This window comes from Puia sp., assembly GCF_036500295.1.
Taxonomy (GTDB): domain Bacteria; phylum Bacteroidota; class Bacteroidia; order Chitinophagales; family Chitinophagaceae; genus Puia.
Genome location: NZ_DASYCH010000047.1, coordinates 96,915 through 123,885 on the forward strand (window position 1 = coordinate 96,915; position 26,971 = coordinate 123,885).

Consider the following 26,971-nt stretch of genomic DNA (forward strand, 5'->3'; position numbering starts at 1 on the left):
ACCGTCATGTTTATTGTTATCGTTATCTTACGTGTAAGGTGTTTCCGGTCCTGGCAAAATGAAGGTCCCAGCCAAACGAAAGGGACTGCAGCACTTTCTCCAGCGCCGTATTTTCAAACCTGGACGTAATTGTCCGGTTCTTTATCGGGTGATCATAAATGATCTGCACCCCATATCGTGCTTCTATCTGCGCCAACGCCTCCTTCAACGGCGTCTGATAAAAGACCATCCGCCCTGCCGTCCATTCATCCATCTCGCCCGGCGCCTCCTGCAATACATCACCGCTGCCGGATTTCTTATCATAGATCAAAAGCTGACCCGGCAACAAGGTCTTCCGGGTCTGTTTTCCTACGTCGATGCCCACCTTGCCGCTCTTAAGCGAAACACGCAGTTCCCCCGCTTCGGGATAAGCGGAGATATTAAAAGAAGTCCCCAAATCCATCGTGGAAGTATTCCCGGCGAGCACCACAAAAGGATGGATCACATCCGGCTTCACATCAAAAAAAGCCTCGCCGCTAAGCATGATCTCCCGATGGGTCATAAAATCTTCCGGGAAAGACAGCCGGGTTGCCGAGTTCAGCCATACCACCGACCCGTCGGGGAGTAACACCTTTCTCACTTGCTGATAGTGGGTGGATATAGTCGTATATACGGGGGATCGCTTCGCCGCACCCCGCAGATTCTTTCTGTTCCATTGCATCCAGATCCCGCCCGAGACCATGATCATCCCGGCCCAAACAGCCGCATAACGCAATACCCGCCGGCTCTGAAGCCGGTTCTCCGGCCCTCTTTTCATTTCCGGGTTCTCTTTCGCCGCGATCTTCTCCCACAGCTCCTGCACCAGCCGCTGCTCATCGGCTTCCGACAGTAATCGTATTGCATCTTTCTCCAGGGTTAGCCGGTCGTACCACCGTTCAAGAAGGATAGCCTCTTCATCCGAACACTCTCCTTTGATATACCGTTCTAACAATTCCTTGATCTGTTCTTGATACATACGTATCTAAGTCTGCCGGACAATAGGAAAGGACTACTGTAAAAAAGGGAATTAATACTGCCGTAACATTAGAAGAGAGTCGACAGTCGGACTGCGGCGTTTCGTAATCTTTTACGGATCTTCTGAAGATGGTTCTTCACGGTATAGGGACTCACAAGGAGCTCTTCCGATATTTCCCGGATGCTCTTACCCTGCTCCGCACTGAGCCGGTACACCTTTTTCATTTGCGCAGGCAGTTGCTCAAGCTCGGATGACACGATCGCCTCCTGAGTAGCCAGTTCCTCTTCAAAAAAAGCATCCGTCAGGACAGCCTCTTCCTGCATCACGAGGGTCCAGGCCCTGATCTGCTTTTCAGTTAATTGCTTTTCCCGCAGCCGGTCGAAGATCTTGTAGCGGGCCATGCTATATATATAGGAGAAAACTTCGTTTCTGATCTGGATCTTCGCCCGCTTCTCCCAGAGATCGAGAAAAACCTCCTGCAGGATATCCTCCGCCTCATTTGTATCAACCGCCCACTTATACATCGCACCCAACAAGGCATGAAGCGTACGCCTGTACAGTTGCTCAAACGCAGTTCTGTTCTCCTCCTGCGAAATAAGCCGCCAAAGCTCTTTATCGCTATACCGCTCAGATTGCATGTCGCCTTACCAGTTTATATCTATAAAATTGACATTCCCTTTACGGGAAGAGGTCACTGCCACACCTTTTGAAAGCGTGGAAAGAAAGGAGAATCCTTCCAGCTCATCGCCCCGGTCGATAGAATCCACCATCTTCACGACTTCTGCCTTGCCGGATTCCAATGATTTTTTCAGATCGACATAAGTGAACCGCCATTTTCTTCCTTCCACCTGGTTCTGGATCAGCAGCAACAGCCCCTTCGAAGGAAGCCATTGCATGTTCTGCACCCAGGCGCCACAGGTGAACTTCTTATATACTACCCCCTTATCGGTCGTCTTTTTAGCATGTTGCAGCACGGCCGGTTCATAAAGCCGCACCTCATTGGCCCGGCCGCCATAGTCAGCCGTCGCCACATACCACTTGTGTTTGTATTCCACATATTCCGGGCGCGTCCCCTGGATACAGGCGTCGTCTTCGATCACATTCTTCAAATTCCCCCCATCCAGGGTTCCCGTCCGCTGCAGTCCCGGCCAGTCGATGCAATAGATAAGGGCCTTCCATTTATTGGTCGCCCGGTCAAGCAGGACGCTGTTCCCCATAAAGACCGGGTCCTTCCCGTGAACGGCAAATCCCGTGGGGTGATTGATGACATCCGTATCATTTAGCGTAAGCCGGTATTCCTTACCGGTGTAAAGAAGCGAATCCCCTACAAGGTCGAACTCCCGGATCATCCCAACCTCCCGGTCGCCATAGAGATAGGCTTTACCGTTCTGCCAGGAAATACCCTGACAGGCGCCCAGGGAATCGAGCGTAAGTGAGTGGGATAATTGCATCTCTGGCTTACCCGGGTCGAATGCCGCGGGCACAAAACAAAGCCCGGAGATGAGAAGCAGAAGTAAAGGTCTCATATGTTTTGCAAAGATTGCCCATTTTCATTCTCCCCCTCAATTTTAAGGTGTTATGGTTGGATTAGGGAATGTTGAAATAATTATTAATTCCTCCGGAGTGGGTAGTTCTTTTGTTCTTTTCGTAGACTACTAAAAAACTCACTAAAAATGACAGCCGCATCCTACAAGTTCATGATCCCCATCGTATTTCTGTTGATGATCGTCGCATCCGGCTTCGCACAATCCGGGGCTGGCTTTCAAAAAGATTACCGTCTGCTACGTTCGTCCAACGGGATAGCAGATAAAGGTTTCTATTGGTTTACGGTCATCGGCCAGACCCCGGCCATACAAAAACTTTTAGCCGCCGATCCCACCCTTAGCGGCTTTTGCAAAGCCCGCATAAGCCTTCTCCGGTCCCATGCCACCGACACCTGCTCCTGGGCCTCGTCAATGCTCACCGATTTTCGCTTTACCATCGCCGACTCGGCCGAGGTAGCCAACGCCCTGCTGTCCCTCTATCGCGCCAACACCGCGGCCTTCGACGAAATGATCAACCACCAGTTGCGTCCCTCCGGCTGCTACCAGCGGTTTATCGCCGGCAGCAACGAAAAATTTCTCCTGGACGCCTGGTCACAGACCATCATCGGCATAAACTTTATCATCGACCGGTATGGACTCGGGAAACGGCTGCGCTACTACGCGATAGACTCGGCCAGCTATAATATCAACGGCGAGTACTATCGGGCCGCCCTGAAAGACCTATTCGCCTGGCTGAGTGAAGGCGCGGATACGATGAATCTCTTCTTCCAACCCTCGCTCACCATCGCCATGCAACTGATGGCTCTCAATGACCGCGATGAAGCCGCCCGCTTCGAACCCCTCGAAGAAGGCGAGAATAAGGCCGCCGCAGCCGCCGTGCGTTCGACAGATTGGAAAAAATATAAATTCGCCACCATCGTGGTGCCCGGCGAAGGCCCCGAACTGACGACGGTCGCCCTCGACCCCTTGGGCCGGATGCGCTGCAACCTCGCCATCGCCCGCTACCATGACGGATTGGCCCCGTTCATCATCGTAAGCGGCGGATTCGTTCATCCTTTTCACACTCCCTACGCCGAGGCATTTGAAATGAAACGATATCTTCTTACACAGGGCATCCCCGAAAGCGCGATCATCATCGAACCCCAGGCCCGCCACACGACGACCAATCTGCGCAATGCGAATCGCCTCATGATCCGTTACGGCATCCCCATCACCATGCCCTCCGACATCGTCAGCACAAAATCGCAGATCGACTACATTGTTCTACCCCAGGGACACTTCGATCAGCGAAATCTCCGCGAACTGGGTTACCTGCCTTACAAAGAGAAAAACCGCATCTCCATCCACGAAGCATCCTATTATCCCGTAATGGAATCCCTGCATATGGACCCCTATGATCCCCTGGACCCTTGATTAAGGGATTTATATTTCCTATCTTGGGGCAAACCCCTGACAGCATGAAAAAGATCGCTGCCCTATGTCTTGTTTTAGTCCTTTCGGGCTTCCTGGCGAATGTCTGCTTTTCGCAGAATGAAGCATTCCACATTGAATTGCTGCCTGCCAAAAAAGGCGCCGTTCTTGCCTTTTCAGGTAAGAAACATTCCTTTACCGTTCATATTGCCAGCGACTCGATAAAGACTACCGACGTTCCGACTTACTTTACCATCGACAATCAGATATTGCAGATATCCTGTGTAGCAGTCCCAAATGGTGCAGACCTGGGCAATTACAATAAGGATCAGCAAAAGACAACCCTGGACTCCTATGCCGACTATGAGCTCGAATATTTTCAAAAGGAACTGAAAATAAGCATCAAAAACCTTAAAAGGGAATGGGTTATCATTCAGAACAGGCTCTATCTGATATGGCAATATGATGTACCCGCTCAAAAGATCGGAAAATTGAAAGGAGAAGAACTGAAGCAACAGATCACCCACCAGATTTTTTTATCCGCGATTATGCATGACCAGATATTGGATCTCAATACGCCGATGTTCAACGCAAACGACCCGGTGAAAGCCCGGAAACTCCTCGATGACATCGCAGGCTCACTCAAGATCTTCGACAAGGAATTGGACATTCCGGCGCTTGCAAAAACGCTGGAGTAAGTGATTCCCTGGACCTGCAATGGCGCGCACATTGCTTACCTTAAGGTCCTAAACACACTTGTATATGAAAAAAACAACCTTTTCCATTCCGCTTGCCTTGTCCTTTTTATTGATCACCTGTACCAAGTACGACCAGAAACCCGCCGATCCTCAACTCACCATTGCTGCCACAACCCCATCCATCACCCCCTTGGGAACACCCGTCGCCGCCCCTTTTATCACTGCTTATGTAGAAGTCAATTCCAACAGCTTCCACAATCCCGGCTGCTATACCTATGGCAGCCCTGCTAAACAGGACTTTGGCTTTGCCGTTATCTTCGCCGCCAATATCAACGCGAATGCAAATGGGAAAGCCGTGCTGTTCTTCAACCCGCAGGTACAAAGCACCCTCAATTCCGGGAGCATCGCCTATCTGCATTCGCTCGGCATCAAGGTGTTGCTCACCGTCCTCGGCAACCATGAGAATGCGGGCTGGGGATGCTTTACCACTTATGCTCAGGCCGACAGCTTCGCCGTCCAATGCAAAAACGCCGTCAACCAATATGGACTCGATGGGATCGACATCGATGACGAATACTCCACCTGTACGACCAATACCAGCTCCCTCGTGATAGCCCTGTCCGCACTCCGCGCCGAACTGGGCACGACCAAATACCTCACAAAGGCGCTGTTCAGCGACACCCAGTATTTCAGCGCAGTCTACAACGGTAAAAAAGCCGGCGATATCCTCGACTATGGCTGGGAAATGACCTATGGCAACACCAACTACTCAGGCCGGCTGGCGCCCTATGTCAATGCCGGCATGGCGAAGACAAAGTTGGCCATCGGCGTCGACATCGGCGGAACCGACGAGACCACCGCGGCCAACTTCGTAAAGAACAACGGCTATGCTGCCGTCATGACATATAATATCAGCACCACCTCACAAACCAATCTCAGTAAAGTGACAAAGGCCCTCTATGCAAATAAGGCCACCAATGTCGCCGCCAACTGCCTGCAATAACCGAAGGAAAGGCCCCGGTGACGGGGCCTTTCCTTTATTTCAACCCATTCAGCAATGCCGTCCCAACCGGCACTCCCCACCCCGTCACCCCATCGTAACCGGTGCCCGCGACGTATCCGCCGATCGAGGCCGTTTCGTTATTCCCCGAGGTGATGTCCCGGAATCCGGTCTGGCCAAGCGTCTTCCCGCCAGTGCCGGCCTGAAATAACAGCGGGTTCAGATAACCTACCGGTTTGTCAAGACTGGAGTTGAGCAACGCGATCAGGGAAGCCCACAACGGCGCCGAAGCGCTGGTTCCTCCGCTGACTCCGCCCTGACCATCGACCACCATCCAATAACCCGTGTTCGCGCTGGCGTCCGCCGCAACATCCGGCACTACCCGGCCTACAATAGACCCCGGGTTCACCGAATTGATATCCACCGTCTGCCAGGAAGGCCGCGCAAAATAAGTGCTCACCCCACCCCCGGTGCTGCCGCCGTTATCGTTTCGCAGTCCATCCCCATCCTTCCAGGCCGTCTCCGTAATGACGCCCGTCGCAGATTTTTTCAGCGTGGTCCCACCAACCGCAAGCACATACGGGCTGGAAGAGGGAAAGTCGACATGCGCGTGACCATCGCCCACCTGATCGTCCGACCCGTCATCCCCCGCCGCTACGCAGATCGTCACGCCAAGCAATGCCGCCGCCTTTAACGAGTCGTTGATCGCATCCAGCGCCCCTGCGCTCCACGCGCCCGGCGCATCCTCCGCATAACCCCAACTGACAGAGATCACATTCAGCGGATTCTGCTCATCATGCACCGCCGTGTCGACGGCGCTGACCCAACCGCCTTCATCAAAGGTGGAGAAATAGACCACGATCGCTGCCTTGGGGCAGACCCCGGCTACGACTTCCACATCCAGCATCACCTCTCCCTCCGCGCCGTCCCGTTGATCGGTAGGCGTATTATTGACCGACACCGTCTTCACCACAGGGACGGCGACATCCGCATTCTGACAAAAAGTAGTAAGATCATCCGCAAAATATCCGCCCCCAAACTCTAGCAACCCCACCGTCTGACCCGCCCCATCACCCGAAGGAAAAGAATAGATCGCCGCCAGCTCAGCCGGATAGAACCAGCTCCGGCTCGCCGCCTCCCGTTGCGCCAGGTTGAGTGAATGTTTTCGCCGCCGCAGCGGGCGCCTCTTCACCATCTTGCGGTTGTCAAGGCCAAACACCGCTAAAATGATCCCCGACAACTCTGCCGGCACATGCAGATCTCCCTTCCGGCCCCGGTAATTCCCTTTCGGATGGGAATAATGGAACAACCTCACCTGGAATACCGACTCCACTACCGCCGCCGTGGCTCCCGCCCGAACCGTGCAGGTCGCTGCATCCTCTTTTAAAATCTTCATCCCCAACCCCGTGAGCACCGTCCTCACCTTCTCTATATCTGCCGGATCGGCCCCGTACTGCGCCAGCAGTTCGGTCCTGCTAAGCGGTTTAGCGCCCTTCGCGCCACCGGTCCCCGGCTCCGGCAAAGCCTTCTTCCGCCTCAGCTTAATGGTCAATTCCAACCATTCGTCGGGATCCGCCACCCCCAAAACCTGCGATCCCGGCCGCATCTCTCTCTTGCTCCCTGCTAAAAGGACATGTGTCTCTCCTGAATTTTTCTGTGATTGTGATTTCATACGATGTGTTTTGTACGTTATCCGTGATGGGTTCCAAAATTCGTGCTGAGAATACCTTCCGCTGTATTTTATTTATGCACTTCCACCGCCGCCCCATTGACCGCATAACTCCTTAACCGCGTATGGTAAAAAAGCAGATCAGCATAAAACTGCTCCCCACCAACCTCCAGCGGCACTTGCCTCCCCATAAAGGCAAAACCCTGCCCCAACTCCAATAGAAACTGCTGAATATGCCCCGCCAGCGCCCGCTCCAGATCCCGCTCCTTCGCCTCCCTCCCTAGCGTCAAAAAATCAAAATTGTAGGGATTTTTCAGCGTCTCCCGCGCAAGATCAGCCTGCGGCGTCGGCATCGTCTTATTTAGTTTTAAGCCAAATTTATTAGTAATTAATTTTGCACACCCTACCCCATATTTCCCTACCTTAAATCATGCAACACCAAAAAACTCTCCTGGCACTCACCGCAATCCTTTTGGCAACAATCTTGACGCGCGCGCAAGCCCAAACACCCCCCGCCCTCACCTCCATCCGCAGCACCGACATCAAATCCGACATCTTCAACATGGCAGGCGACCACTTCCGCGGCCGCGAAGCCGGCACCCTCGACGAACTGAAAGTCGCCGCCTGGGTCGCCGACAAAGCAAAAGAAGCCGGACTCCGCCCCGGTGGCGACGACGGCACCTGGTTCCAGTTTTTCTCCATGTGGCGCAATCGCATCAGCGCACTCAGCACCGTCTCCATCGACGATCACCCCTTCCCGTTATGGACCGACGTCCTCATCCCTCAAACCGCCACCGCCTCTGTCAACGCCCCCATCCTCTTTATCGATAAGGCCGACACCAATCGCACCGACTTCAAAGGCAAAGCCGTCGCCCTCGTCGCCTCCCCGGATGGCCTCAACCTCCAGGTCTCCCTGCCCCTCCGCCGGTACATGGGGCTCATCACCCGCAGATATGCCGCCGGCCTGCTCGCCAAAGGCGCCGCAGCCGTCATCTTCATCGCCGATGATCTGGCGGAAGCAGGCTGGGCGCTCAACGCCACCTATGCCGATCATGGAACCTACAGCCTCGAAGGCGATCCCGGCGAAAAGGTCGCCGACCGCCAACCCGTCATCTGGCTGCACGCCTCCGCCACCGAATGGGTAAAAACGCCGGGACATACCCTTAACGTCAAGTTGCTCGTCGACCACTTCGAATACCCCTCCGTCAACGTCATCGGCATCGCCGACGGCAAAGACCCGGTCCTGAAAAAAGAATATGTCGTGTTCAGCGGCCATCACGATCATGACGGAGCACGGACCCTGAACAAGTATACCACCAACCCCGCACCAAAGCCCATCGCCGATACCATCTTCAACGGCGCCGACGACAACGCCAGTGTCAGCGTCGCCCTCCTCGCCATCGCCCGCGCGTTCCACAAACAACCCGGCCGCCGCTCGGCGCTCTTCATCTGGCATGGCGCGGAAGAACGGGGCCTTCTCGGCTCCCGCTGGTATGCCCTTCACCCCACCGTACCAAAGACCTCCCTCGTCGCCGTGCTCAACGGCGACATGATCGGTCGCAACGGCCCCGACAGCGCCGCACTCCTCGGCGTCCGACCGCCGCATCGCAATTCTCCCGATCTCGTAGCCATCGGCCTGGCAGCCAATCAGCAGGGACCGCGTTTCAAACTCGATACCGCCTACGACGGTCAATCGCATATCGAAGGCTGGTATTTCCGCAGCGACCACCTGCCCTATGCCCGGGCCGGCATCCCCGCCCTCTTCTTCACCTCCCTGCTTCACCCCGACTATCATACGCCGCAGGACGAGGCCGCCCGTATCAATATAGCCAAGGTCACCCGCATCGCCGAATGGATGTACCGCACCGGCTGGACCGTCGCCAACAACACAGCCAGGCCCGCCGAAGACCCCAATTTCAAATTGGAACGATAATAAAAAAGGCCCGGCGGGATCCGCCGGGCCGCAAAAAATTTGTGTAAGGCACCTTATTCCTCTCCCGGATGATATTTTTTCTCGACGTGCTGATTGACGTCCTCCGGATAAAACAAAACATCTTTGAATTGCCCGTTCAGATACATCGACGCCTGATCGGAAAAATGCGGCGAAGCCGGATCACTGCTCTCCCCACCCGTGACGATGGTCTTTGCCGTTACCTTCTTACCAAACTCCACTGCCGCGATAAAGCTGTTCCCCGAAACTCCATATCGTTTCTTGGTATTCGGCATCACCCGGCTCACAAAAGATGGCAGCTCACCAAAAGCAGACGAGACAAGCCCCACCGGAAGACTGGGCTTTCGATCATCATAGGTCTCGACGATCTTCCCCGTCAGCCGCTGATAACGGCAAACTTCCCCCCATTGGATCTTCCAGCTCCCATAACGTTGCCGCAGATCGTTGACGACGGCCGCAAGTTCCGCCGTCTTTTGTTGCGGAGTGCTTCGCTCCAGTTCCTTTTGGACATTCCCAACGGCATTCGAAGCCTCTTCCGGGGTCTTCGGCCTTGGCGCATATTGAGCCATCCGCATTCCCCAGTCTACTGCAAGCGTGGTGGCGACGGAACGTACCCCCGACCGGCGGTCCCATTTCTGCAGAACGGAAATCGGCTCTTGCAGCATCTTGCGCGTGCTGTCGGGGGCCGACGAGTAAGCGTCGAATAAGGCAGGAAGCAGAACGTCGAAGGCAGTGAGATAATGATCGTATCCCTTGGTCATAAGACTGTCCAGTGTAAAATTATTCGCGCCGCTGATCAGCTGCACGGCATTCACCGCCCGGAAATTCTCCCCATCCGGCGCCATATAGGCAGGATATTTCCTCCGCTCCGGGCTGCTGTTGCCGGAAAGCGAATAGGGCGTGGAGTTGCAGTTCTGGATCCACCCCGTCGCGGGGTTATAGACATGCACAATCTCATCCAGCTCATGCAAACCCTTCCATTCCGTTGCAGCAATGCTTCCATCTACCGGGTGGCTCCAGTCATACGAGCTGTCCCGCCGCGGCATAAAATTCCCGTGCCAGTAGGCGATATTCCCCTGGTCATCCGCGTATACGGTATTATTGGTGGTATTGGCGCGGAGGTCCATGGCCTTCTTGTATTCCTCAAAGGTGTTGGCCTTGGTGATCAGCCAGGCTTCTTCCAACGCATTCAGGCTCCGGTTATACTCCCGTAAACTCAGCCACTTCCCCTCGCGGCTGGCGATCACGGGTCCATGATGAGTATAGAGTCCTTTCACCGGCAGGGTCTGCATCACGCCGTCCTTGTTGTAATAGATAGTGAATTCCTTTGTCTTTACCGGCTTCGTCTGCCCTTCGTATTCATATACCCAGTCATTATTCTCCTGTTTCACTTTCTCCATATAAAGATCCGCCACGTCCGCATAGCTGGACGTGTGCATCCAGCCGCAATGGGCATTAAAACCCTGGTAGATAAAAAACTGCCCCCAGGTGACCGCACCATACGTATTCAATCCTTCTTCACTCACCAGCTGACATTCCATCCGGAAATAAAAGGGAACATGTGGATTGATATAAAGCTCCGTCGCCTCTGACGCCGTCCGAAAACCCGCCAGTGCAAAGCCGTTGGACCCCCGCTCGTCTTCGTCAGGCAGCCAACCTTCCGGCCCGCCATCGGCATCGGCAACCTCCGGTTCGGACTCGGGTTTGCCCTTTCCATTCCTGGAAGGCACCCCGATCCCCCGATCCTCCAGGACCATCTTTTCGATATCGGACACCGCCTGCACCCGATGGGGCTTCGTCTTCGCGACCGCAGGCGCCTGGCTATAAAAGTTTTTTATTTCATCGACCCGAACGCCACCCGTGCTCGTCGCCGACACACTCCCATCAGTGAACATCAGCGCATACCACGGCTCAAAATGCTTTAACACCAGCGGCTGGCTCCCGGGGTGTTTGTACAGGTAATAGTTTATGCCATCGGCAAAGGCATCCAGCAACCGGTGCATCCACACCGGGCTATGTTCATAATCCGCCTTCGCCTGAACACTGTCATAGATAAGCCGCATCATCAGATCCGTATAGAGATAGTTCTCTCCATAGGCCTCCGCCTGCCGGCCCAGCACCTCCAGGTAGTTCTTCTCTACCCTCTTGATGTCTTCCTGGCATTCGGCATACAAAAGCCCGAACACCACCGAGGCGTCCGTCTTCCCATAGATATGAGGAACGCCCCACTGATCACGGACGACCGTCACCTGGCTCGCTTCCTGCTCACAACGCTGCCGGTCTGCAGCTGTGAACTCCTGTGCCGAAACAGAAACGGTACCCGTTAGAAAAAGGCCGGAAAATAAGGTATGTAGCAACCAATGGCGGCAGCCCGCTCTCATAGACAGTTTATTCATCCCCCTAATTTAATGTAAATTTGGATATGCCCGACTCATCCGAAATACGAGTGTCTTCTACCGGTATCACCCGGCTGCCGGTGCAAAAAATAGCCGATGACACTCTGCTGCAGACAAACGATCCAGTCGCCATCGAGGAACCACTGGAAATTCGCATCCAATACGGCCCCGGCGGCCGCAGACAGGAGAAGAGCCTCTCGGTCACCATGCGCACCCCCGGCAACGATGAAGAGCTCGCCATCGGCTGGCTCTACACCGAAGGCATCGTCACCCAAAATAGCCTCAAAATCACCACGATAACCACCGAAAACACCATCACCCTCCTCCTCCCGGAAGGGTGCCTCCCCGACCTCACCCGGTCGCAACGCCATTCCTATACGAGCTCCAGCTGCGGGGTCTGCGGAAAGACCTCCCTGGACAGCCTGCAAGCCCATATCCCAAAATCCAGCGAAAACACCGATTTCTCGATCCCCGCCGCCCTCCTCTATACCCTCCCGGACCTCCTGCGCAAAGGCCAGGACATTTTCGACGCCACCGGCGGACTCCATGCGGCCGGGCTCTTCACCCCCCAGGGCCGGCTCCTCGCGCTCCGCGAAGACATCGGTCGCCACAACGCCCTCGACAAACTCATCGGCTATACCCTTCAACAAGGCCTTCCCCCCGCGGAGACCATTCTCCTGCTCAGCGGCCGCGCCTGCTTCGAGCTCATCCAAAAAGCTGCCATGGCTGGCATAAGAATAGTAGCAGCTGTAGGCCCGCCCTCCAGCCTTGCCGTCCGCCATGCCGAAGCCACCGGCATCACCCTCGTAGGCTTCCTGCGGCAACATCGCTTCAACATCTATTCCGGCGCCCACCGTATCCGCATCTAAATCGAACGACCATGAACGACCAGTCACCCATCGAAGATCCCGTCACCGCCAGTTCACGCGGAAACTCCACAGACGACCTGCCCGCAGCGGAAAACCCCGACAACCTCACCGGTCTCCATACCCGTAACATCCGCCATAAAGCCGTCGGCCTGCCGGCCATCGTCTCCAGCTTCCGCCACGCCATCAGCGAAGCCGGCCTCACCCGCGGCCTAAAGGCACTCGCCCACGTAAACCAGAAACGTGGCTTCGACTGCCCCAGCTGCGCCTGGCCCGACCCCGACGACGAGCGCTCGGGCATAGCCGAATATTGCGAAAACGGCGCAAAAGCCGTCGCCGACGAAGCCACTACGAAAAAACTCCCGCCCACCTTCTTCGCCGAACCCGGCAACTCCATAAAGCAGCTCTCCCAACTCACCGATTACCATCTTGGCGGCAAGGGCCGCATCGCCCAGCCCATGTATCTGCCGAAAGACGCCACCCATTATCAGCCCATCACCTGGGACGAGGCATTTGAAAAACTCGCAAAACATCTCAATGCCCTGTCCTCACCCGACGAAGCCATCTTCTATACCTCCGGTCGCACCAGCAATGAAGCAGCATTTCTATATCAGCTCTTTGTCCGTGAATACGGCACAAACAATCTTCCCGACTGCTCCAATATGTGCCACGAGTCCAGCGGCGTAGCCCTCGGCGAATCGCTCGGCCTCGGTAAAGGTTCCGTCACTCTCAACGATCTCTACGAGGCAGAGGTGATCATTATCATGGGTCAGAACCCCGGAACCAACGCCCCACGAATGCTCACCGCCCTGCAAAAAGCAAAACACAACGGCGCCGTCATCATCTCCATAAACCCCCTGCCGGAGACCGGCCTGATGGCCTTTAATAATCCCCAACAGGTAAAAGGCCTCCTCGGGCTCGCCACCCCGCTCACCGATCTCTATCTGCCCATAAAACTCAACGGGGACATGGCCCTGCTGCAAGCCATCGAACATCTTCTCTGGCAGGAAGAGCAGAAAGCCCCTGGCACCGTCTTCGATCTCGATTTCATAAACAACCGGACAGCCGGTTACGAGGCCTTCGAAAAACACGTCCAACAATTCTCGCTGCCCGACCTCTCGGCAGCCTGCGGCATCCCGATCCCCGACATCTCCAGGGCCGCCGGACTCATAAAGCATAAGAAAAAGATCATCATCTGCTGGGCCATGGGCCTCACCCAACATACCAATGCGGTAGATACGATAAAAGAGATCGCAAATCTGATCCTCCTAAAAGGCAGCATCGGTAAACCCGGCGCCGGCACCTGCCCCGTCCGCGGCCATAGCAACGTCCAGGGCGACAGAACGGTAGGCATTTGGGAAAAACCAACAAAGAAATTCCTCGATTCCATAGAAAAAGTATTCGGCTTCTCACCGCCCCGCAACCATGGTTACGACGTCGTGGCTTCCATCCGGGCGATGTACGAAGGCAAGGCCTCCGTATTCTTCGCCATGGGTGGCAATTTCCTCTCCGCCACCCCCGACACCGAATACACCGCGGAAGCTCTTCGCCGCTGCCGGCTCACGGTTCACGTCTCGACAAAGCTCAACCGCAGCCATCTCGTTCATGGAGAGGAAGCCCTCATCCTGCCCTGCCTCGCCCGCAGCGACCGCGACTTTACCGGGGGCCGCGAACAGTTCGTTTCCTGCGAGAATTCGATGGGCGTCGTCCAGTCTTCAAAGGGAGTGCTCACCCCCATCTCAAGCCAGCTGCTCAGCGAACCGGCCATCGTCTGCCGCCTGGCAAAAGCAACGCTAAAAACAACAAAGGTCGACTGGGACGCCTTCCAAAAAAATTATGACGCGATCCGTGACGTTCTCGAACGTACCGTCCCCGGTTTTGATGACTACAACAAGCGCATACGCGAGCCCGGTGGATTCTATCTCCCGAACGGACCACGCGAAGGCAAATTCAACACCCCCGATGGCAAGGCACATTTCAACATCGCCTCTCCGGCAGCCATAACCCTCCAACCCGGCGAGTTGATGATGATGACCATCCGCAGCCACGATCAGTTCAACACCACCATCTATGGTCTCAATGATCGCTATCGTGGGGTCTTCAACGAAAGACGGGTCATCTTCCTCAATGAAGAGGACATGAAGGAGCAAGGTCTCAGGGCCAACGATATCGTCGATATCTCCAACGCTCACCGCGTAGCGCGCCACTTCGTCGTCATCCCCTATCCAATCCCCCGCCAGTGCGCCGCAACTTACTTCCCCGAGACAAATGTCCTGGTGCCCATCGACAGCGTCGCCGAAAAAAGCAATACTCCTGTCTCCAAACTCATCCGCATCCGGCTGCAGGTCTCCTCAGCCGGCTAATCACAGTCGGCGCCGTCAACCATGTGCTCCCACCTAACCCCCATTCCAAAAAAATGGCCGCGTTTTTGTTCCCTTCCATCGGATAATTTGCTATTCCATTGAAGAGAAAGCCTCGTGCAATAGGATTAATGGAAAAGGGATGGGGAATTAATTCCCCATCCCTTCCACACATCAAAAAAAATTGGATCGACAAGCATGAGCTTCAACCCCAGTTATGACTCGGAACTCTGCGGTACGGCATAACGGCATCATCGCCGCCCAAAGCAGCGAAGGAAAAGGCACGCGGTTCGACATAATATTACCTCGTACCCATTGACCAGTTAAATGATGAATATGTTGAAGTATAAGAAAATAGTCCTGGTGGACGATGATGCAGACGACCGGCAGATCTTTGACGAGATCCTTCGCGAAATAGATCCCGAGGCTGAGGTCGTCAACGCAGAAAACGGCCTCGAGATGGTCGCCATGCTTGACAAGATGCCCGACGACCAGTTGCCGGACATGATCATTCTTGATCAGAACATGCCAAAGATGACAGGTAAGGAAAGCCTCGTTTTTCTAAAAGAAAGTCCCCGCTATAAGAGTATCTCTACCATCGTATATTCGACTTATCAGGTAAAAGATTTCTACCAGGAATGTCTCGAGCTCGGTGCCCAGGACGTCGTCGCAAAACCCGATACCATACAGGCCTATCGGGAGATGATCGAACAATTCCTCGTGGCCCACTGATCACTCGACGCCTTTCACCTGCATCCGTAACACATATACCCCCTGTGAAGCCGTAATAAACAACGTCTTCCTGTCCCGTCCGCCAAAACAGAGATTCGCCGTCCATTGCTCGGCAACGGGGATATGTGCAATCTTCTTTCCCGCCGGATCATACACCGTCACTCCATTCCCCGTCAAATACACATCCCCCCGCTCGTCCAACGTCATACCATCCGACCCCTGTGTACAAAACAGCCGCCTCCCCGTCAACCGCCCCCCAGCGCCGATACTGTAGGCATAGGTCTTCCCATCACCGATATCCGAAACATAAAGCGTCCTGCCGTCCGTCGTCCCGACAATCCCGTTAGGTTTCTTTACATCCGTAGCCACCACCACCGGCTGCCTCGCGCCCCGCGGAAGATAATAGACCTTCTCTCCATCGAGCTCCGGTTTCGTCCGGGTCCAGTAAGGTCGCTGATAATAAGGGTCCGTGAAAAAGATCCCGCCACCCGCATCGATCCACAGATCGTTTGGGCCGTTCAGCCGATGCCCGCCGGCATCCCGCAACAAGACCTTCACCCGCCGGTCCGGTCCGATCGACCAGAGCTGTTCCTGTTCATCGGCACAGGTGACCAACCTCCCGCCGGGATCAAAATACATCCCGTTCGATCTCCCCGCACTGTCCATAAAAAGCACCAATTCCCCATCGAGGGTGTACTCCCAGATCTTATTATTCGGCTGATCCGTAAAAAAGATATTACCTGCCTTATCCACCGCCGCTCCTTCGGTAAAGGAAAACTGATGCGACACCAGCTCCGGCCGGATCGCCCCCTCCGCAACCACATGCCCCGAATCAAATGCAGGCGCCTGAGCCGCCACACTCCCCCAGATTCCCAGCACACCAATAAACAAATAGCGCATAGCTGTTTTTTGAGCAATATAACAATTTTGTTGTATTTTTTTTATAACTTAGATCAAAATCGTTTCAGATGAGCGGCCTCGCCACCTCCGTAATTCCCTTATTATCAGAATGGGAGAAATATACCCAGGATCATCCTGGCGGTGACATTCCCGCCTTCGCCCGCTGGATACTGGCCGGCGAGAAATCCGCCGCACCAGCGGCACCAGCCCCACCGGCGACCCCCGCGCCCACCCCCACGCCCCAAAACGCAAACCTCAACGCAAACCTCAATGATGTCGCCCAGGCCGCACCCCTCATCACCCGCAACCATCGCATCCTCCGCCTTTTCTCAAAACCCATTATCAAAGACCTCGGCTTCACAAAAGACATCGAGTTCGAAGCCGTCGTCCACGTCGCCATAATGGACCGCCCGAATAAAAAGGAGCTCTGCCGGGAATTACTTATCGAAAACTCCACCGGCGTCGAGATCACCAAACGCCTCGCAAAAAAAGGCCTGATCGCCGAATCTCCCGACCCCGAAGACCGCCGCTCAGCCCTTCTCAGCATCACGGACAAAGGAAAAAAGATCCTTCAGCAGGGGAATAACAGGCTCTCTCCTGTCCACACCTCCTTTCTCGACGCCCTTGGCCCGGAAGAAAAACGACAACTCGTCAACCTCCTCTCCCGGATCAACAAATACCATAGCGACCAGCTCAACAATCGCCCCGATTTGCTCGAATAGGCCCCGCTATTTCTCTACCTTTACCGTTGATGACAGGTAGCCGGATCATAGTAGTCGGCTTGCTGACCTTTTACACCCTCCCCGTGGCTACCAACGCACAGGGCCTGCCTCATTTTGTGGAAAAACTCACCATCAGCGAAGGGCTCAACAGCAACGTTATCAACGATCTCGTCCAGGACGACAACGGCTTCCTCTGGATCGCCACACCCGATGGCCTCAATCGCTTCGACGGAACAGAGACGGTTCATTTCATGCACCAGCAGGGCCTCAATTCCCTCGCCCATAGCTATATTAATTGCCTCCTGAAACTCCCGGATCATACACTGGCCATCGGCACCCAGGCAGGAATAAGTTTCTATAACCCCAACACCGGTATCTTCCTGAATTTCTACTCCCATCATCAACCTTCCCTCGATCTGTATAACAACATGATCGGCGAATTGACCATCGACGCCTTCGGCAATTGCTGGGCAGCTTCCCGATCCTGTATCTACATTTTCGATAGGCAGCACCAATTGAAAAAAATAATTCCCGCCCCCTTCGATGAGTCCGTTGCCGCAAAAGAACGCCTCAGCTTCGTGGAAAAAATGGTCCCGCTTTCAAACGGCGATGTCCTGCTCTGCCTCTACACCGGCTGGTCCCTGTTTTCCGCTGCCACGGACACCCTCATCCAATATGAACGGCCCCCGCCATTTCTTCCCCCCGCCAATCCGGGCAGCTTCCCCGCCGCCCGCATCTTCAAATTATTCAGCGATCATTTTCTCTCTATCCCTCCTGGCAGCGACAGTCTGTACCTCTTCGACGAACAGGCAGGGAAGAAGAGCAGTTGCTACTTCCCCTATAACAAATATCCCTTTATCTCCTGGTCCCAGCAGCTCGTCACCATCGATTCCAACCGGCTCCTGCTGCTTCTTCATAACTATGGTCTGCTGATGATCTCTCTCACCTGGCGCTCCGGCATCCCCCGGTTGTCTTCCTTATCCCCGCTGCTCTTCGACGAGAACGAGTACAAAACCGCCCTCTGCGACCGCCAGGGAAATTGGTGGCTGGCCACCACAAAGGAAGGCCTGCAAAAGATCTCTCCCACCCGCCAGTCCTTTATCGGCGCACCTCTTATCGATCGGCAAACAAAACGCCCTATCCGCTACGAAGTATTGTCCTGCAACCGTCTCGGTTCCACCCTATGGGTATGCACCTATGGCGAAGGTTTCTTCGAGATCGATCTCTCCACCGGCCGCCAGATCCAGCACCGGTTGACCGGCACCGGCGGCGACACCTGGGCAAACTTCGTCTGGAACACCAGCCGGCAAAACAAAGACACGCTCTTCCTCGGTACACAGGTCGGGCTATATGGGTACTCGACGCGAACCGGCAAAAGCGGCCGTCTCTCCGGCTATCCGGGGAAGCCCCCGGTACTCGATTCCGTAGCCATAACAACCCAATTCGTCGATAGCCATGGTCTCCTCTGGATGGGTCTCGGAAAAGGCCGCGGCCTCTGCATCTACGATCAAAGCAGCCATCGTTTCAGCTGGTATCCGGGCAATACTGCCAGTGGATATCCGCTTAGATATCCCACCGACATCACCGAGGATTCAAAAAAAGATCTTTGGTTCACAAACGATGGCAGCAACCTGCTCGTTCATTGGGATCGCCGCACCGGGATCTTTACGCCCGTCGCCCTGCCCGCCACCATCCAAAAACAGGTAGGCCCGCTGAGAGGCATCTGCAGTCAGGGCGATTCCCTCCTTTGGATCGGTGACATCACGGGAGGACTCATAAAATATCATCTCCGCCATCAAACCCTCGACTTCTATGGCCGGGAACACGGTTTAAGCAATTGCCATATCAGCGATATCCATGAGGATCACCGGAAAAGACTCTGGCTCGTGACGGAAGGCGGCCTGGTATGCTTCGATCCCCAAACCGGGATCTTTGCAAACTTCACCACGAAAGATGGCCTCCCCGTCTCCTATCCTACTTCCAATCTATTCTACGATGACCGCGCCAAACGCTTCTATACAGGCGGACATGGAGCCTGGTTCTACTTCGACCCCGACGGGATCTTCCCCGGCCGGTCGGTTAAGAATACGTTGATCACCGCCCTCCTGGTCAACGGCGCCCCCTGGCCGTTAAACACCGGCGCCTCCACCGTCTTTCATTCCCAACAAAACGATATCACCATCCAATATGCCGCCGTCGATCTCGTCGACGGGCCCTCCACCCGCTATTTTTACCGCCTCCTCGGTGCCGACACCGGATGGATGTCTGCGGGCAAACAACGCCAGATCAACTTCAGCCACCTACAGCCCGGCCACTACACCTTCCAGGTCCGCGCCGCCAATCTCATCGATGCCGTCGGCTCACCCACCGCCGGGTTCAGCTTCCGCATCAACCCGCCCTTTACCCAAACCGCCTTTTTCTACGCCCTCATCGGCCTCATCCTCGCAATCGGCCTCTTCATCCTGTATCGCTATCGTCGCAAGCAGTCAAACCAGACCATGCAGGTCCGCAGGGAGATCTCCCGCAATCTTCACGATGAAGTAGGCGCAAACCTCACCAACATCAGCCTCAGCAGCCTCCTGGCCCAACGTCAGCTGCAGAATGACGGGGTGGTGGGCAAGATCCTCGAACGCATCTACCAGGATAGCCAGCTGGTCTCGGAATCCATGCGCGAAATAGTCTGGAGCATCAACCCGAGGATCGACACCCTCGGCGAAGCCCTGCCCCGAATGCTGCACTACGCGTCCAATCTGCTGGAAGCAAACAACATCGAACTGCAGGCGGAGATCTCTCCGGATGTAGAACGCCTCCGGCTGACCATGAAACAGCGCCGCGATGTCTACCTCATCTTCAAGGAAGCCATAAATAATATGGTTCGCCACTCCAACGCCACCAGGGCATTGGTTCAATTCTATCTTTCGGGCAAGACCCTGACCATGAAGATCGCCGACAACGGCACAGGCTTCGATCCCATCCGGACAAGCGAAAACAACGGCTTGAAAAATATGCAGGAACGCGCCCGACAACACCGGTGGAAACTGAAGATCCTGTCCCACCCCCAGGAAGGAACGACCATCACGCTGGACACCTCATAGCATAAATAGACCAGGCAGCATCCGCACGCCAATAGCATGAATATGCTATTGACAAGGAATATCCACAAACTAACTTTAAGCCCTGATATGGCCACAACCATTGCCATCTTCGACGACAATTCCCGCTTACGCGAAACCCTGACCGTGCTCCTGGGCGGAGTCGAAGGCTATTCGGTATGCGGCGATTACGAGAATTGCGCCCAGGCCGCCGGTATCATCAAACAGCATAGACCCGATGTCGTGATCATGGACATCGATATGCCGGATGTGGACGGTATCGAAGGGTTGCGCATCATAAAAGAACAACGTCCCGAAACCTATATCATCATGCACACGGTGCTGGAAGACGATGACCGGCTCTTCCAATGCCTCTGCGGCGGAGCAAACGGCTATATCCTGAAGAATTCCTCCTTTGTCCATCTTCTCGAAGCCATCGAGAATGTGCTCCATGGCGGCGCCCCCCTCTCGCCCATCATCGCAAAAAAGGTCCTGCAGTTCTTCCGGCCCACCAATCCGGGCCGGCTCCAATACCATCTTTCCGACCGCGAACGCGAAGTGTTGAAGTATCTCGTAAAAGGTTTTAGCTATAAAATGATCGCCGGTCATTGCCATATCAGCCTCGACACCGTACGCGGACACATCCGGAATATCTATTCCAAACTTCACGTCAACTGCGGCCGCGAAGCCGTAACAAAAGCCCTCCGCGACAATATCCTGTAAACAGCATCATCATGCCATTGACGACCCCCGGCTGCAAATCTATATTTACAGCAAATTTTTATAATGCAACATCCCCTCACCGAATTGAATGGTTTAACACCTCGTCGGAGGTTCCTGGGAAAGATAGCCGTGGGCGCCGCCGCCCTGACTGCCCTCAGCGTTCCCTTCGATCTTTCAGCCTCACCAACGGCATCACCGGACAGGTTGGATCGGGCCGACCCCGATGCATGGTTCAGCCAGCTCAAAGGCAAACATCGGTTGGTTATCGATGTGCCCCGCCCAAACGAGATCCTGCCGTTCGCCTGGCCCAGAGTCTTCCTGATGACCAACATCGCTACCGGAACACCCGAAAAAGAGAACAACGTCATCGTTGTCCTCCGCCATGATGGCATTCCCTTCGCCTTCGAAGATCGCATCTGGGCCAAATACAAATTTGGCGAGGCATTCAAGATCCATGACCCGAAAACGAAAGCTCCAGCCACCCGTAACCCCTTCTGGAAACCCACTACCGGCGACTTCACCGTTCCGGGCCTCGGCAACGTAGACATCGGCATAGACCAACTCCAGGCCAGCGGGGTCATGTTCTGCGTCTGCGACGTCGCTATGACCGTCTACAGCGCGGCACTGGCGGACGGCGGCGATCCGGCCGAGATAAAAAAAGACTGGATGTCCGGTCTGCTCCCGGGAATACAGCCCATGCCCTCCGGCATCTGGGCCGTAGGCCGGGCCCAGGAGCATGGCTGCTCATATTGTTTCGCGGGTTAGGTGATGTAAAATAGGTTATGCAAAAAAGGAAGTGGTACGGGATCCTCATCCTGATCGTCTGTTCCTGTAACCCCGCAGCAAAAAAAGACTATTCCTGGCAACCACCCGATACGGGCCAGATCCCGGCAACCGATAAAGGCAGGCTCATTCGGTACGGCCGGGATCTTATTGTCAATACCTCCAGCTACCTCGGCCCAAAAGGAATAAGGGCCGCCATCTCAAATGGCATGAACTGCCAGAACTGCCATCTCGAGGCCGGTACAAAACCATGGGGAAATAACTATAGCGGGGTATTCTCCACCTATCCCAAATACCGTGATCGCAGCGGCTCGGTGGAAGATATCCATCGCCGCGTAAACGATTGTATCGAACGGAGTCTCAACGGCCAACCCCTCGATACCAACAGCCTCGAAATGAAAGCCATCACAGCCTACGTCCTATGGCTCGGAAAAGACGTACCAAAAGGCGTAAAACCCCGGGCGGTAGGCATCAGGGACCTCCCCTGGCTAAGCCGTGCCGCCGATCCGGAAAAAGGCCGCATCGTCTATCAGTGGTTTTGCCGGCGTTGCCACGGAGAGCAGGGCAATGGTTTATTCAACGCGGATAGCAGCGGATACAAATATCCGCCCCTGTGGGGAGAAAAGAGCTACAACACCGGGGCCGGCCTCTATCGCCTCAGCCGCCTCGCAGGCTACATAAAAGATAATATGCCCCAGGGCTACACCCATGAAAACCCGCTGCTCAACGATGAAGAGGCCTGGGATGTCGCTGCTTTCATCAGTAGCCGCCCTCGGCCGGAAAAACCGTTCCCGAAGGATTGGCCCGATATCACCCGAAAACCGCTTGATCATCCCTTCGGTCCCTATTCAGACAGCTTCCCTGCCCGCCAACATAAACTCGGTCCGTTTGAACCGATCCGACACGCACATTAAATATGCTCATATGACTACAACAATGATCACCGATCTCCGGACCCGCCTGCGCGGGTCCCTGCTCCAACCCGGCGACAAAGGATACGACAATGCAAGAAAGGTCTATAACGGAATGATTGACAAGTATCCCGCATTCATCGCCCGCTGCGCGAACGTGGCCGACGTAATCGAATCCGTAAAATTCGCCCAGGAGAACCAACTGCTCATCGCCATCCGCAGCGGCGGACACAACGGCGCCGGATTAGGCGTCTGTAACGACGGACTGGTCATCGACCTGTCAGCGCTCAAAGGCATCCACATCGATCCACACGAGCGAACCGCCTGGGTCGAAGCCGGCAATACAATCGGCGACATCGATCACGCAACACATTCCTTCGGCCTGGCAATCCCCAGCGGCATTCTCTCCACCACGGGAGTAGGCGGGATCACCCTTGGCGGCGGCCTCGGCCACCTCACCCGCCATTTCGGCCTGACCATCGACAATCTGCTGGAAGCTGAAATAATCCTCGCCAACGGCAGCTATGTAAAAACAAACGCCCGCGATTACCCCGACCTGTTCTGGGCGATCCGCGGCGGCGGCGGCAATTTTGGCGTGGTGGTCGCGTTCCGCTTCCGCCTCCAGCCCGTAAGCACGGTCATTGCCGGCCCCATGTTATGGGAATTGACCGAAGCCGCCAATCTCATGCGCTGGTACAGTTCCTATATCCGCACCGCCCCCGATGAGGTCAACGGTTTCTTCGCGTTCATGACCGTTCCCCCCGGCCCCCCATTCCCCGAACATCTCCACGGGAAAAAAATGTGCGGCATCGTCTGGTGCTATTCCGGCGAGCCGGCCAAAGCCGATTCCTTCCTGCAATCGATTCACAGCTTCAGTCCACCCGCACTGGATCTCGTCGGCCCCATCCCCCTTCCCACCCTTCAATCTATGTTCGATCCCCTTTATCCCCCGGGATACAGCTGGTATTGGAAAGGCGATTTTATCAACGAGCTCACCGATGAGGCAATCGCCATCCATCTGAAATACGGCGCCGGCCTACCAACTCCCTTATCCACCATGCACCTCTATCCCATTAACGGCGCGGCCTCCCGCATCGGCAATAACGACACCGCCTGGAACTATCGCAACGCCACCTGGGCAATGGTCATCGCCGGCGTCGATCCCGACCCGGAGAACGACAAGCTCATCACCACCTGGGCCCGTAGCTACTGGGAAGCCCTCCACCCCCATTCAGCCGGCGGCTCCTATATCAATTTCATGATGGAAGAGGGCGACGATCGCATAAAAGCAACCTACGGCGACAACTATCCCCGCCTCGTAGTCGTAAAAAAGAAATATGATCCCGCAAATCTTTTCTGCGTCAACCAGAATATCAATCCCGGCGCCTGAGCCCCCGGGTCTCTGTTATCTTAATTTTATGAATCCCACCATAGAAGGGGTTCTCGGTCCGATGACTTATATTTGAGAAGCAAACCCCTTCTATGGTCTGGTACGAAAACGAGGTGCAAAGGCTGGAACAGGAAAGGAAAGCCCTTACCTACGAACCAAAACTGCTGTTCTACGGCAGTTCCTCCATCCGGCTCTGGGAAAGCCTGACAGAGGATTTCGCAGGCTATCAACCCGTCAACCTGGGCTTCGGCGGCTCCACGCTCGCCGCATGCGACTGGTTCTTCGACCGCCTCGTAGCCCCCTTCAACCCCAAATCCATGATCGTCTACGCCGGCGACAACGATCTCGGCGATGGCCGCCACCCCGAAGAGGTATTCATCTTTTTTCAACAACTTGTCACCCGCACCCGCCAGCGCTTTGGAGATATCCCCCTCGCCTTCATTTCCATAAAGCCAAGTATCAGCCGCTGGAACATCGTCGACAGCATCCGTTATACCAACAAGATCATCGAGGAAGAAATAAAAATGCAGGCCAACAACCTGCATTTTATAAATATCTACAACCGGATGACCGACAATGCCGGTTACCCGAAAAGGGAATTCCTGGATCCCGACGGACTCCATATTAACGGGAAAGGCTATGCTTTATGGAAAGAGATCATTGGGCAGTACCTATCGGCGAGGACCACATGAAACGCGAATATTATAAATGGAACAGCAACTATCTCGAAAGGGATATGGAACTGCTGGTTTTCGGCCATGCCGGCGACCCCGTATTGTTTTTTCCCACCCGCACCGCCCGCTTCTATGACTATGAAGACTGGCAGGTCATCGACGCCCTCCGCAAAAAGATCGAATCCGGCTCCATCCAGGTCTACTGCCTCGACAGCATCGACAGGGAAAGCTTCTACGCAAAGGACCTGCACCCCGCCCAACGCATCCACCGCCACCTGGACTATGAAAAATACATCCTGTTCGAAGTCCTCCCCCTCATCCGCGAGAACAACCCCCGCCCTACCATCATAGCCGCAGGCTGCAGCCTCGGCGCCTACCACGCCGCCAACCTCGCCTTCAAATACCCGAACCTCTTCCACAAAATGGTCGGCCTCAGCGGCCGCTACGACCTGACCACCTGCATGGAATATTTTGACGATCTCTTCGACGGATACATCGACGAGAACATCTATTACAATATGCCCGGCAGGTTCATCCCCAATCTCACCGATTCCCAACTCATCGGCCAGCTAAAGACCATGGAGATCATCTTCGTCGTAGGAGAAAAAGACGTCTTCCTCGAAAACAACAAAGCCATCAGCAACGCCCTCTGGGAAAAAGGTATCTGGAACGCCCTCCACCTCTGGGACGGCGAATCCCACAAAGCCCGCTACTGGCGCCACATGGTTCAGCTCTATCTCTAAGCCCACCAGGCCCGCTATTTCTTCCTCACCTCCACCATCCACTCCCCTCCACTGGCGATCCCATGCGCCGCCGCAAAATTACCTTGGTTCAAGGCAATGGAAAACTGCAGCAGGCTATTCAGATACACCAGCGGCTTACCCACCTCCACCGACCCAAAGGTCTCTTCATAAGGTATCTCCCCCTGGTAAACCATCTGCCCACCATGCATCACCCGCACAACAACCATCTCCCCAAACTTCACCCCCAGTTTTTGAAAAAGCTCCGCCGGAATATTCGTCCACACATTCCCATACTGTATGTCCAGCACCGGGATCGTTCCCTTGATGACCGCACCTTCCATCACCGCATGCTGATACGGAAGAGATACCACCTCCTGCTTCGGCAACAACGGCCCCACCTGCTCAAAATTGATCACCCCCGCCGCCAGCCGCGCCCCCGTATAGGAATACACATCCCGGCCATGAAAAGTATACGATTTCCTGGAATCCTGCCGCCGGTTCACCGCCTCATCGATCTCCCGGATCCCCGCAATACCCAACGATTCCGCGATAAGCGTCAGCGTCCCATTGTCCGGCGTCACGATATACTGCCCGGTCTTCGTCAGCAATACCACCGATTTTCTCGCCGTCCCCACACCCGGATCCACCACCGAGACAAATACAGTCCCCGCCGGCCAGTACGGCACCGTCTGCTGCAGCCGGTACGCGGCCTCCCAGATATTATACGCAGGTATCTCATGGGTAAGATCAAAAAGCTTCAGGTCCGGCGAAACCCCCATCGCAACCCCCTTCATCTCCGACACCGCCCCATCCTTTAACCCAAAATCGGATTGATACACGACGATCTTCTTCTGCGCCGGACACCAAAGCCCACCCAAAAGAAGCAGGCCCAAAACAAGACTCCTGATCATAGTTAAAATTTGCATAGTAAGATAGGGGATTCCCTCGTATTTTTGACCACATGAAAAAGATCACTCCCTTCCATGTAGCCGTACCCGTCTACGACCTCAAAGAAACCCGGGCATTTTATCGTGATGTATTGGGATGCGAAGAAGGCAGAAGCTCAGACCAATGGGTCGACTTCGATCTGTTCGGCCACCAGTTTGTCATTCACCTGAAACCCAGGCCGGCAGAAGCCGACCAGCGGCACCATAACCCCGTCGATGGCCATGATGTACCCGTTCCGCATTATGGAGTGGTATTGGATTGGGAAGACTGGCACCAGCTCGAACGCCGGCTCAGATCCCACAACATAAAATTCGTCATCGAACCCTATATCCGGTTCAAAGGCCTCCCGGGCGAACAGGCGACCATGTTCTTCCTCGATCCTTCCGGCAACGCACTCGAATTTAAAGCCTTCCAGGATATCGGCCAGCTGTTTGCAAAATAACGCCGGAAAGGCCGATGGCCTCC

Annotated in this window: 24 protein-coding genes; 16 read left to right on the top strand and 8 right to left on the bottom strand. The window is 55.0% G+C overall.

Annotated elements, in window-relative coordinates; translation table 11 throughout:
- Positions 1–22 precede the first annotated feature (22 nt).
- From VGM48_RS09940 to VGM48_RS09950, 3 genes are all read right to left on the bottom strand, one after another.
- Positions 23–994, bottom strand: coding sequence for a FecR family protein (locus VGM48_RS09940; protein WP_331578568.1), 972 nt, complete (start codon positions 992–994; stop codon positions 23–25).
- 68 nt (positions 995–1,062) lie between these two features.
- Positions 1,063–1,632: a sigma-70 family RNA polymerase sigma factor gene (locus tag VGM48_RS09945; RefSeq protein ID WP_331578570.1), complete on the bottom strand. Its 570-nt coding sequence runs from the start codon at positions 1,630–1,632 to the stop codon at positions 1,063–1,065.
- A 6-nt stretch (positions 1,633–1,638) separates the two neighbouring features.
- Positions 1,639–2,520 (bottom strand): hypothetical protein, encoded by an 882-nt coding sequence (locus VGM48_RS09950; protein ID WP_331578572.1) that lies wholly within the window; start codon positions 2,518–2,520, stop codon positions 1,639–1,641.
- 147 nt (positions 2,521–2,667) lie between these two features.
- Between VGM48_RS09950 and VGM48_RS09955 the strand changes: the two genes are divergently transcribed.
- The 3 genes from VGM48_RS09955 to VGM48_RS09965 all read left to right on the top strand — a co-directional run bounded on the left by VGM48_RS09955 (position 2,668) and on the right by VGM48_RS09965 (position 5,649).
- Positions 2,668–3,951, top strand: a complete 1,284-nt coding sequence (locus VGM48_RS09955) for a YdcF family protein (RefSeq protein WP_331578574.1) — start codon at positions 2,668–2,670, stop codon at positions 3,949–3,951.
- Between the two features lie 44 nt (positions 3,952–3,995).
- Positions 3,996–4,646, top strand: a complete 651-nt coding sequence (locus tag VGM48_RS09960; protein WP_331578575.1) for a hypothetical protein — start codon at positions 3,996–3,998, stop codon at positions 4,644–4,646.
- Between the two features lie 64 nt (positions 4,647–4,710).
- Positions 4,711–5,649, top strand: coding sequence for a glycosyl hydrolase family 18 protein (locus VGM48_RS09965; protein ID WP_331578577.1), 939 nt, complete (start codon positions 4,711–4,713; stop codon positions 5,647–5,649).
- A 34-nt stretch (positions 5,650–5,683) separates the two neighbouring features.
- Here VGM48_RS09965 and VGM48_RS09970 read toward each other — a convergent pair whose 3' ends face one another.
- Both VGM48_RS09970 and VGM48_RS09975 read right to left on the bottom strand, forming a co-directional pair.
- Entirely contained in the window at positions 5,684–7,318 is a 1,635-nt protein-coding gene (locus VGM48_RS09970; protein ID WP_331578579.1) for a S53 family peptidase, read from the bottom strand.
- A 68-nt stretch (positions 7,319–7,386) separates the two neighbouring features.
- Positions 7,387–7,668: a PDDEXK nuclease domain-containing protein gene (locus VGM48_RS09975; RefSeq protein WP_331578581.1), complete on the bottom strand. Its 282-nt coding sequence runs from the start codon at positions 7,666–7,668 to the stop codon at positions 7,387–7,389.
- Between the two features lie 131 nt (positions 7,669–7,799).
- On the opposite strand from VGM48_RS09975, the gene VGM48_RS09980 reads away from it, so the two are divergent.
- Complete coding sequence (locus VGM48_RS09980) at positions 7,800–9,248, top strand: M28 family metallopeptidase (protein WP_331578583.1); 1,449 nt, start codon at positions 7,800–7,802, stop codon at positions 9,246–9,248.
- 53 nt (positions 9,249–9,301) lie between these two features.
- Here VGM48_RS09980 and VGM48_RS09985 read toward each other — a convergent pair whose 3' ends face one another.
- The gene (locus VGM48_RS09985) at positions 9,302–11,662 is read right to left on the bottom strand and encodes a penicillin acylase family protein (protein ID WP_331578585.1); all 2,361 of its coding nucleotides are present in this window, start codon (positions 11,660–11,662) and stop codon (positions 9,302–9,304) included.
- Between the two features lie 26 nt (positions 11,663–11,688).
- Between VGM48_RS09985 and fdhD the strand changes: the two genes are divergently transcribed.
- The 3 genes from fdhD (at position 11,689) to VGM48_RS10000 (ending at position 15,620) form a co-directional block, all read left to right on the top strand.
- On the top strand, positions 11,689–12,531 hold the full coding sequence (gene fdhD / locus VGM48_RS09990) for a formate dehydrogenase accessory sulfurtransferase FdhD (RefSeq protein WP_331578587.1): 843 nt from the start codon (positions 11,689–11,691) through the stop codon (positions 12,529–12,531).
- Between the two features lie 11 nt (positions 12,532–12,542).
- Positions 12,543–14,891 carry an FdhF/YdeP family oxidoreductase gene (locus VGM48_RS09995; RefSeq protein ID WP_331578589.1) on the top strand — a complete coding sequence of 783 codons (2,349 nt, stop codon included), beginning with the start codon at positions 12,543–12,545 and terminating at the stop codon, positions 14,889–14,891.
- A gap of 333 nt (positions 14,892–15,224) precedes the next feature.
- Complete coding sequence (locus VGM48_RS10000; RefSeq protein WP_331578592.1) at positions 15,225–15,620, top strand: response regulator; 396 nt, start codon at positions 15,225–15,227, stop codon at positions 15,618–15,620.
- Here the strand turns inward: VGM48_RS10000 and VGM48_RS10005 are convergent, their stop codons facing one another.
- Positions 15,621–16,520 (bottom strand): SMP-30/gluconolactonase/LRE family protein, encoded by a 900-nt coding sequence (locus VGM48_RS10005; RefSeq protein WP_331578594.1) that lies wholly within the window; start codon positions 16,518–16,520, stop codon positions 15,621–15,623.
- 68 nt (positions 16,521–16,588) lie between these two features.
- Between VGM48_RS10005 and VGM48_RS10010 the strand changes: the two genes are divergently transcribed.
- The 8 genes from VGM48_RS10010 to VGM48_RS10045 all read left to right on the top strand — a co-directional run bounded on the left by VGM48_RS10010 (position 16,589) and on the right by VGM48_RS10045 (position 25,558).
- Complete coding sequence (locus VGM48_RS10010) at positions 16,589–17,242, top strand: MarR family winged helix-turn-helix transcriptional regulator (RefSeq protein WP_331578596.1); 654 nt, start codon at positions 16,589–16,591, stop codon at positions 17,240–17,242.
- A 29-nt stretch (positions 17,243–17,271) separates the two neighbouring features.
- A complete protein-coding gene (locus VGM48_RS10015) occupies positions 17,272–20,337 on the top strand; it encodes a ligand-binding sensor domain-containing protein (RefSeq protein ID WP_331578598.1) in 3,066 nt (1,021 codons plus the stop codon).
- A gap of 87 nt (positions 20,338–20,424) precedes the next feature.
- Positions 20,425–21,057, top strand: a complete 633-nt coding sequence (locus VGM48_RS10020) for a response regulator transcription factor (RefSeq protein ID WP_331578600.1) — start codon at positions 20,425–20,427, stop codon at positions 21,055–21,057.
- 63 nt (positions 21,058–21,120) lie between these two features.
- Positions 21,121–21,822, top strand: coding sequence for a hypothetical protein (locus VGM48_RS10025; RefSeq protein WP_331578602.1), 702 nt, complete (start codon positions 21,121–21,123; stop codon positions 21,820–21,822).
- 17 nt (positions 21,823–21,839) lie between these two features.
- Complete coding sequence (locus VGM48_RS10030) at positions 21,840–22,754, top strand: c-type cytochrome (RefSeq protein ID WP_331578604.1); 915 nt, start codon at positions 21,840–21,842, stop codon at positions 22,752–22,754.
- A gap of 10 nt (positions 22,755–22,764) precedes the next feature.
- Positions 22,765–24,141 carry an FAD-dependent oxidoreductase gene (locus tag VGM48_RS10035; RefSeq protein WP_331578606.1) on the top strand — a complete coding sequence of 459 codons (1,377 nt, stop codon included), beginning with the start codon at positions 22,765–22,767 and terminating at the stop codon, positions 24,139–24,141.
- Positions 24,142–24,233: 92 nt separating this feature from the next.
- Positions 24,234–24,833 carry a GDSL-type esterase/lipase family protein gene (locus VGM48_RS10040; protein ID WP_331578608.1) on the top strand — a complete coding sequence of 200 codons (600 nt, stop codon included), beginning with the start codon at positions 24,234–24,236 and terminating at the stop codon, positions 24,831–24,833.
- Positions 24,788–25,558 (top strand): esterase family protein, encoded by a 771-nt coding sequence (locus VGM48_RS10045; RefSeq protein ID WP_331578610.1) that lies wholly within the window; start codon positions 24,788–24,790, stop codon positions 25,556–25,558. Before VGM48_RS10040 ends, VGM48_RS10045 begins: the two co-directional genes overlap by 46 nt.
- Before the next feature lie 14 nt (positions 25,559–25,572).
- Here the strand turns inward: VGM48_RS10045 and VGM48_RS10050 are convergent, their stop codons facing one another.
- Positions 25,573–26,469, bottom strand: coding sequence for an S-adenosyl-l-methionine hydroxide adenosyltransferase family protein (locus VGM48_RS10050; protein WP_331578612.1), 897 nt, complete (start codon positions 26,467–26,469; stop codon positions 25,573–25,575).
- A 50-nt stretch (positions 26,470–26,519) separates the two neighbouring features.
- On the opposite strand from VGM48_RS10050, the gene VGM48_RS10055 reads away from it, so the two are divergent.
- Positions 26,520–26,948, top strand: coding sequence for a VOC family protein (locus VGM48_RS10055; RefSeq protein WP_331578614.1), 429 nt, complete (start codon positions 26,520–26,522; stop codon positions 26,946–26,948).
- Positions 26,949–26,971 lie beyond the last annotated feature (23 nt).

What these genes read in the sequence shown, in the direction of transcription:
- VGM48_RS09940 (WP_331578568.1), bottom strand. Translation starts at nt 994, where the DNA reads ATGTATCAAGAACAGATCAAGGAATTGTTAGAACGGTATATCAAAGGA.
- VGM48_RS09945 (WP_331578570.1), bottom strand. Translation starts at nt 1,632, where the DNA reads ATGCAATCTGAGCGGTATAGCGATAAAGAGCTTTGGCGGCTTATTTCG.
- VGM48_RS09950 (WP_331578572.1), bottom strand. Translation starts at nt 2,520, where the DNA reads ATGAGACCTTTACTTCTGCTTCTCATCTCCGGGCTTTGTTTTGTGCCC.
- VGM48_RS09955 (WP_331578574.1), top strand. Translation starts at nt 2,668, where the DNA reads ATGACAGCCGCATCCTACAAGTTCATGATCCCCATCGTATTTCTGTTG.
- VGM48_RS09960 (WP_331578575.1), top strand. Translation starts at nt 3,996, where the DNA reads ATGAAAAAGATCGCTGCCCTATGTCTTGTTTTAGTCCTTTCGGGCTTC.
- VGM48_RS09965 (WP_331578577.1), top strand. Translation starts at nt 4,711, where the DNA reads ATGAAAAAAACAACCTTTTCCATTCCGCTTGCCTTGTCCTTTTTATTG.
- VGM48_RS09970 (WP_331578579.1), bottom strand. Translation starts at nt 7,318, where the DNA reads ATGAAATCACAATCACAGAAAAATTCAGGAGAGACACATGTCCTTTTA.
- VGM48_RS09975 (WP_331578581.1), bottom strand. Translation starts at nt 7,668, where the DNA reads ATGCCGACGCCGCAGGCTGATCTTGCGCGGGAGACGCTGAAAAATCCC.
- VGM48_RS09985 (WP_331578585.1), bottom strand. Translation starts at nt 11,662, where the DNA reads ATGAATAAACTGTCTATGAGAGCGGGCTGCCGCCATTGGTTGCTACAT.
- fdhD (WP_331578587.1), top strand. Translation starts at nt 11,689, where the DNA reads ATGCCCGACTCATCCGAAATACGAGTGTCTTCTACCGGTATCACCCGG.
- VGM48_RS09995 (WP_331578589.1), top strand. Translation starts at nt 12,543, where the DNA reads ATGAACGACCAGTCACCCATCGAAGATCCCGTCACCGCCAGTTCACGC.
- VGM48_RS10000 (WP_331578592.1), top strand. Translation starts at nt 15,225, where the DNA reads ATGTTGAAGTATAAGAAAATAGTCCTGGTGGACGATGATGCAGACGAC.
- VGM48_RS10005 (WP_331578594.1), bottom strand. Translation starts at nt 16,520, where the DNA reads ATGCGCTATTTGTTTATTGGTGTGCTGGGAATCTGGGGGAGTGTGGCG.
- VGM48_RS10010 (WP_331578596.1), top strand. Translation starts at nt 16,589, where the DNA reads ATGAGCGGCCTCGCCACCTCCGTAATTCCCTTATTATCAGAATGGGAG.
- VGM48_RS10015 (WP_331578598.1), top strand. Translation starts at nt 17,272, where the DNA reads ATGACAGGTAGCCGGATCATAGTAGTCGGCTTGCTGACCTTTTACACC.
- VGM48_RS10020 (WP_331578600.1), top strand. Translation starts at nt 20,425, where the DNA reads ATGGCCACAACCATTGCCATCTTCGACGACAATTCCCGCTTACGCGAA.
- VGM48_RS10025 (WP_331578602.1), top strand. Translation starts at nt 21,121, where the DNA reads ATGCAACATCCCCTCACCGAATTGAATGGTTTAACACCTCGTCGGAGG.
- VGM48_RS10030 (WP_331578604.1), top strand. Translation starts at nt 21,840, where the DNA reads ATGCAAAAAAGGAAGTGGTACGGGATCCTCATCCTGATCGTCTGTTCC.
- VGM48_RS10035 (WP_331578606.1), top strand. Translation starts at nt 22,765, where the DNA reads ATGACTACAACAATGATCACCGATCTCCGGACCCGCCTGCGCGGGTCC.
- VGM48_RS10040 (WP_331578608.1), top strand. Translation starts at nt 24,234, where the DNA reads ATGGTCTGGTACGAAAACGAGGTGCAAAGGCTGGAACAGGAAAGGAAA.
- VGM48_RS10045 (WP_331578610.1), top strand. Translation starts at nt 24,788, where the DNA reads ATGGAAAGAGATCATTGGGCAGTACCTATCGGCGAGGACCACATGAAA.
- VGM48_RS10050 (WP_331578612.1), bottom strand. Translation starts at nt 26,469, where the DNA reads ATGATCAGGAGTCTTGTTTTGGGCCTGCTTCTTTTGGGTGGGCTTTGG.
- VGM48_RS10055 (WP_331578614.1), top strand. Translation starts at nt 26,520, where the DNA reads ATGAAAAAGATCACTCCCTTCCATGTAGCCGTACCCGTCTACGACCTC.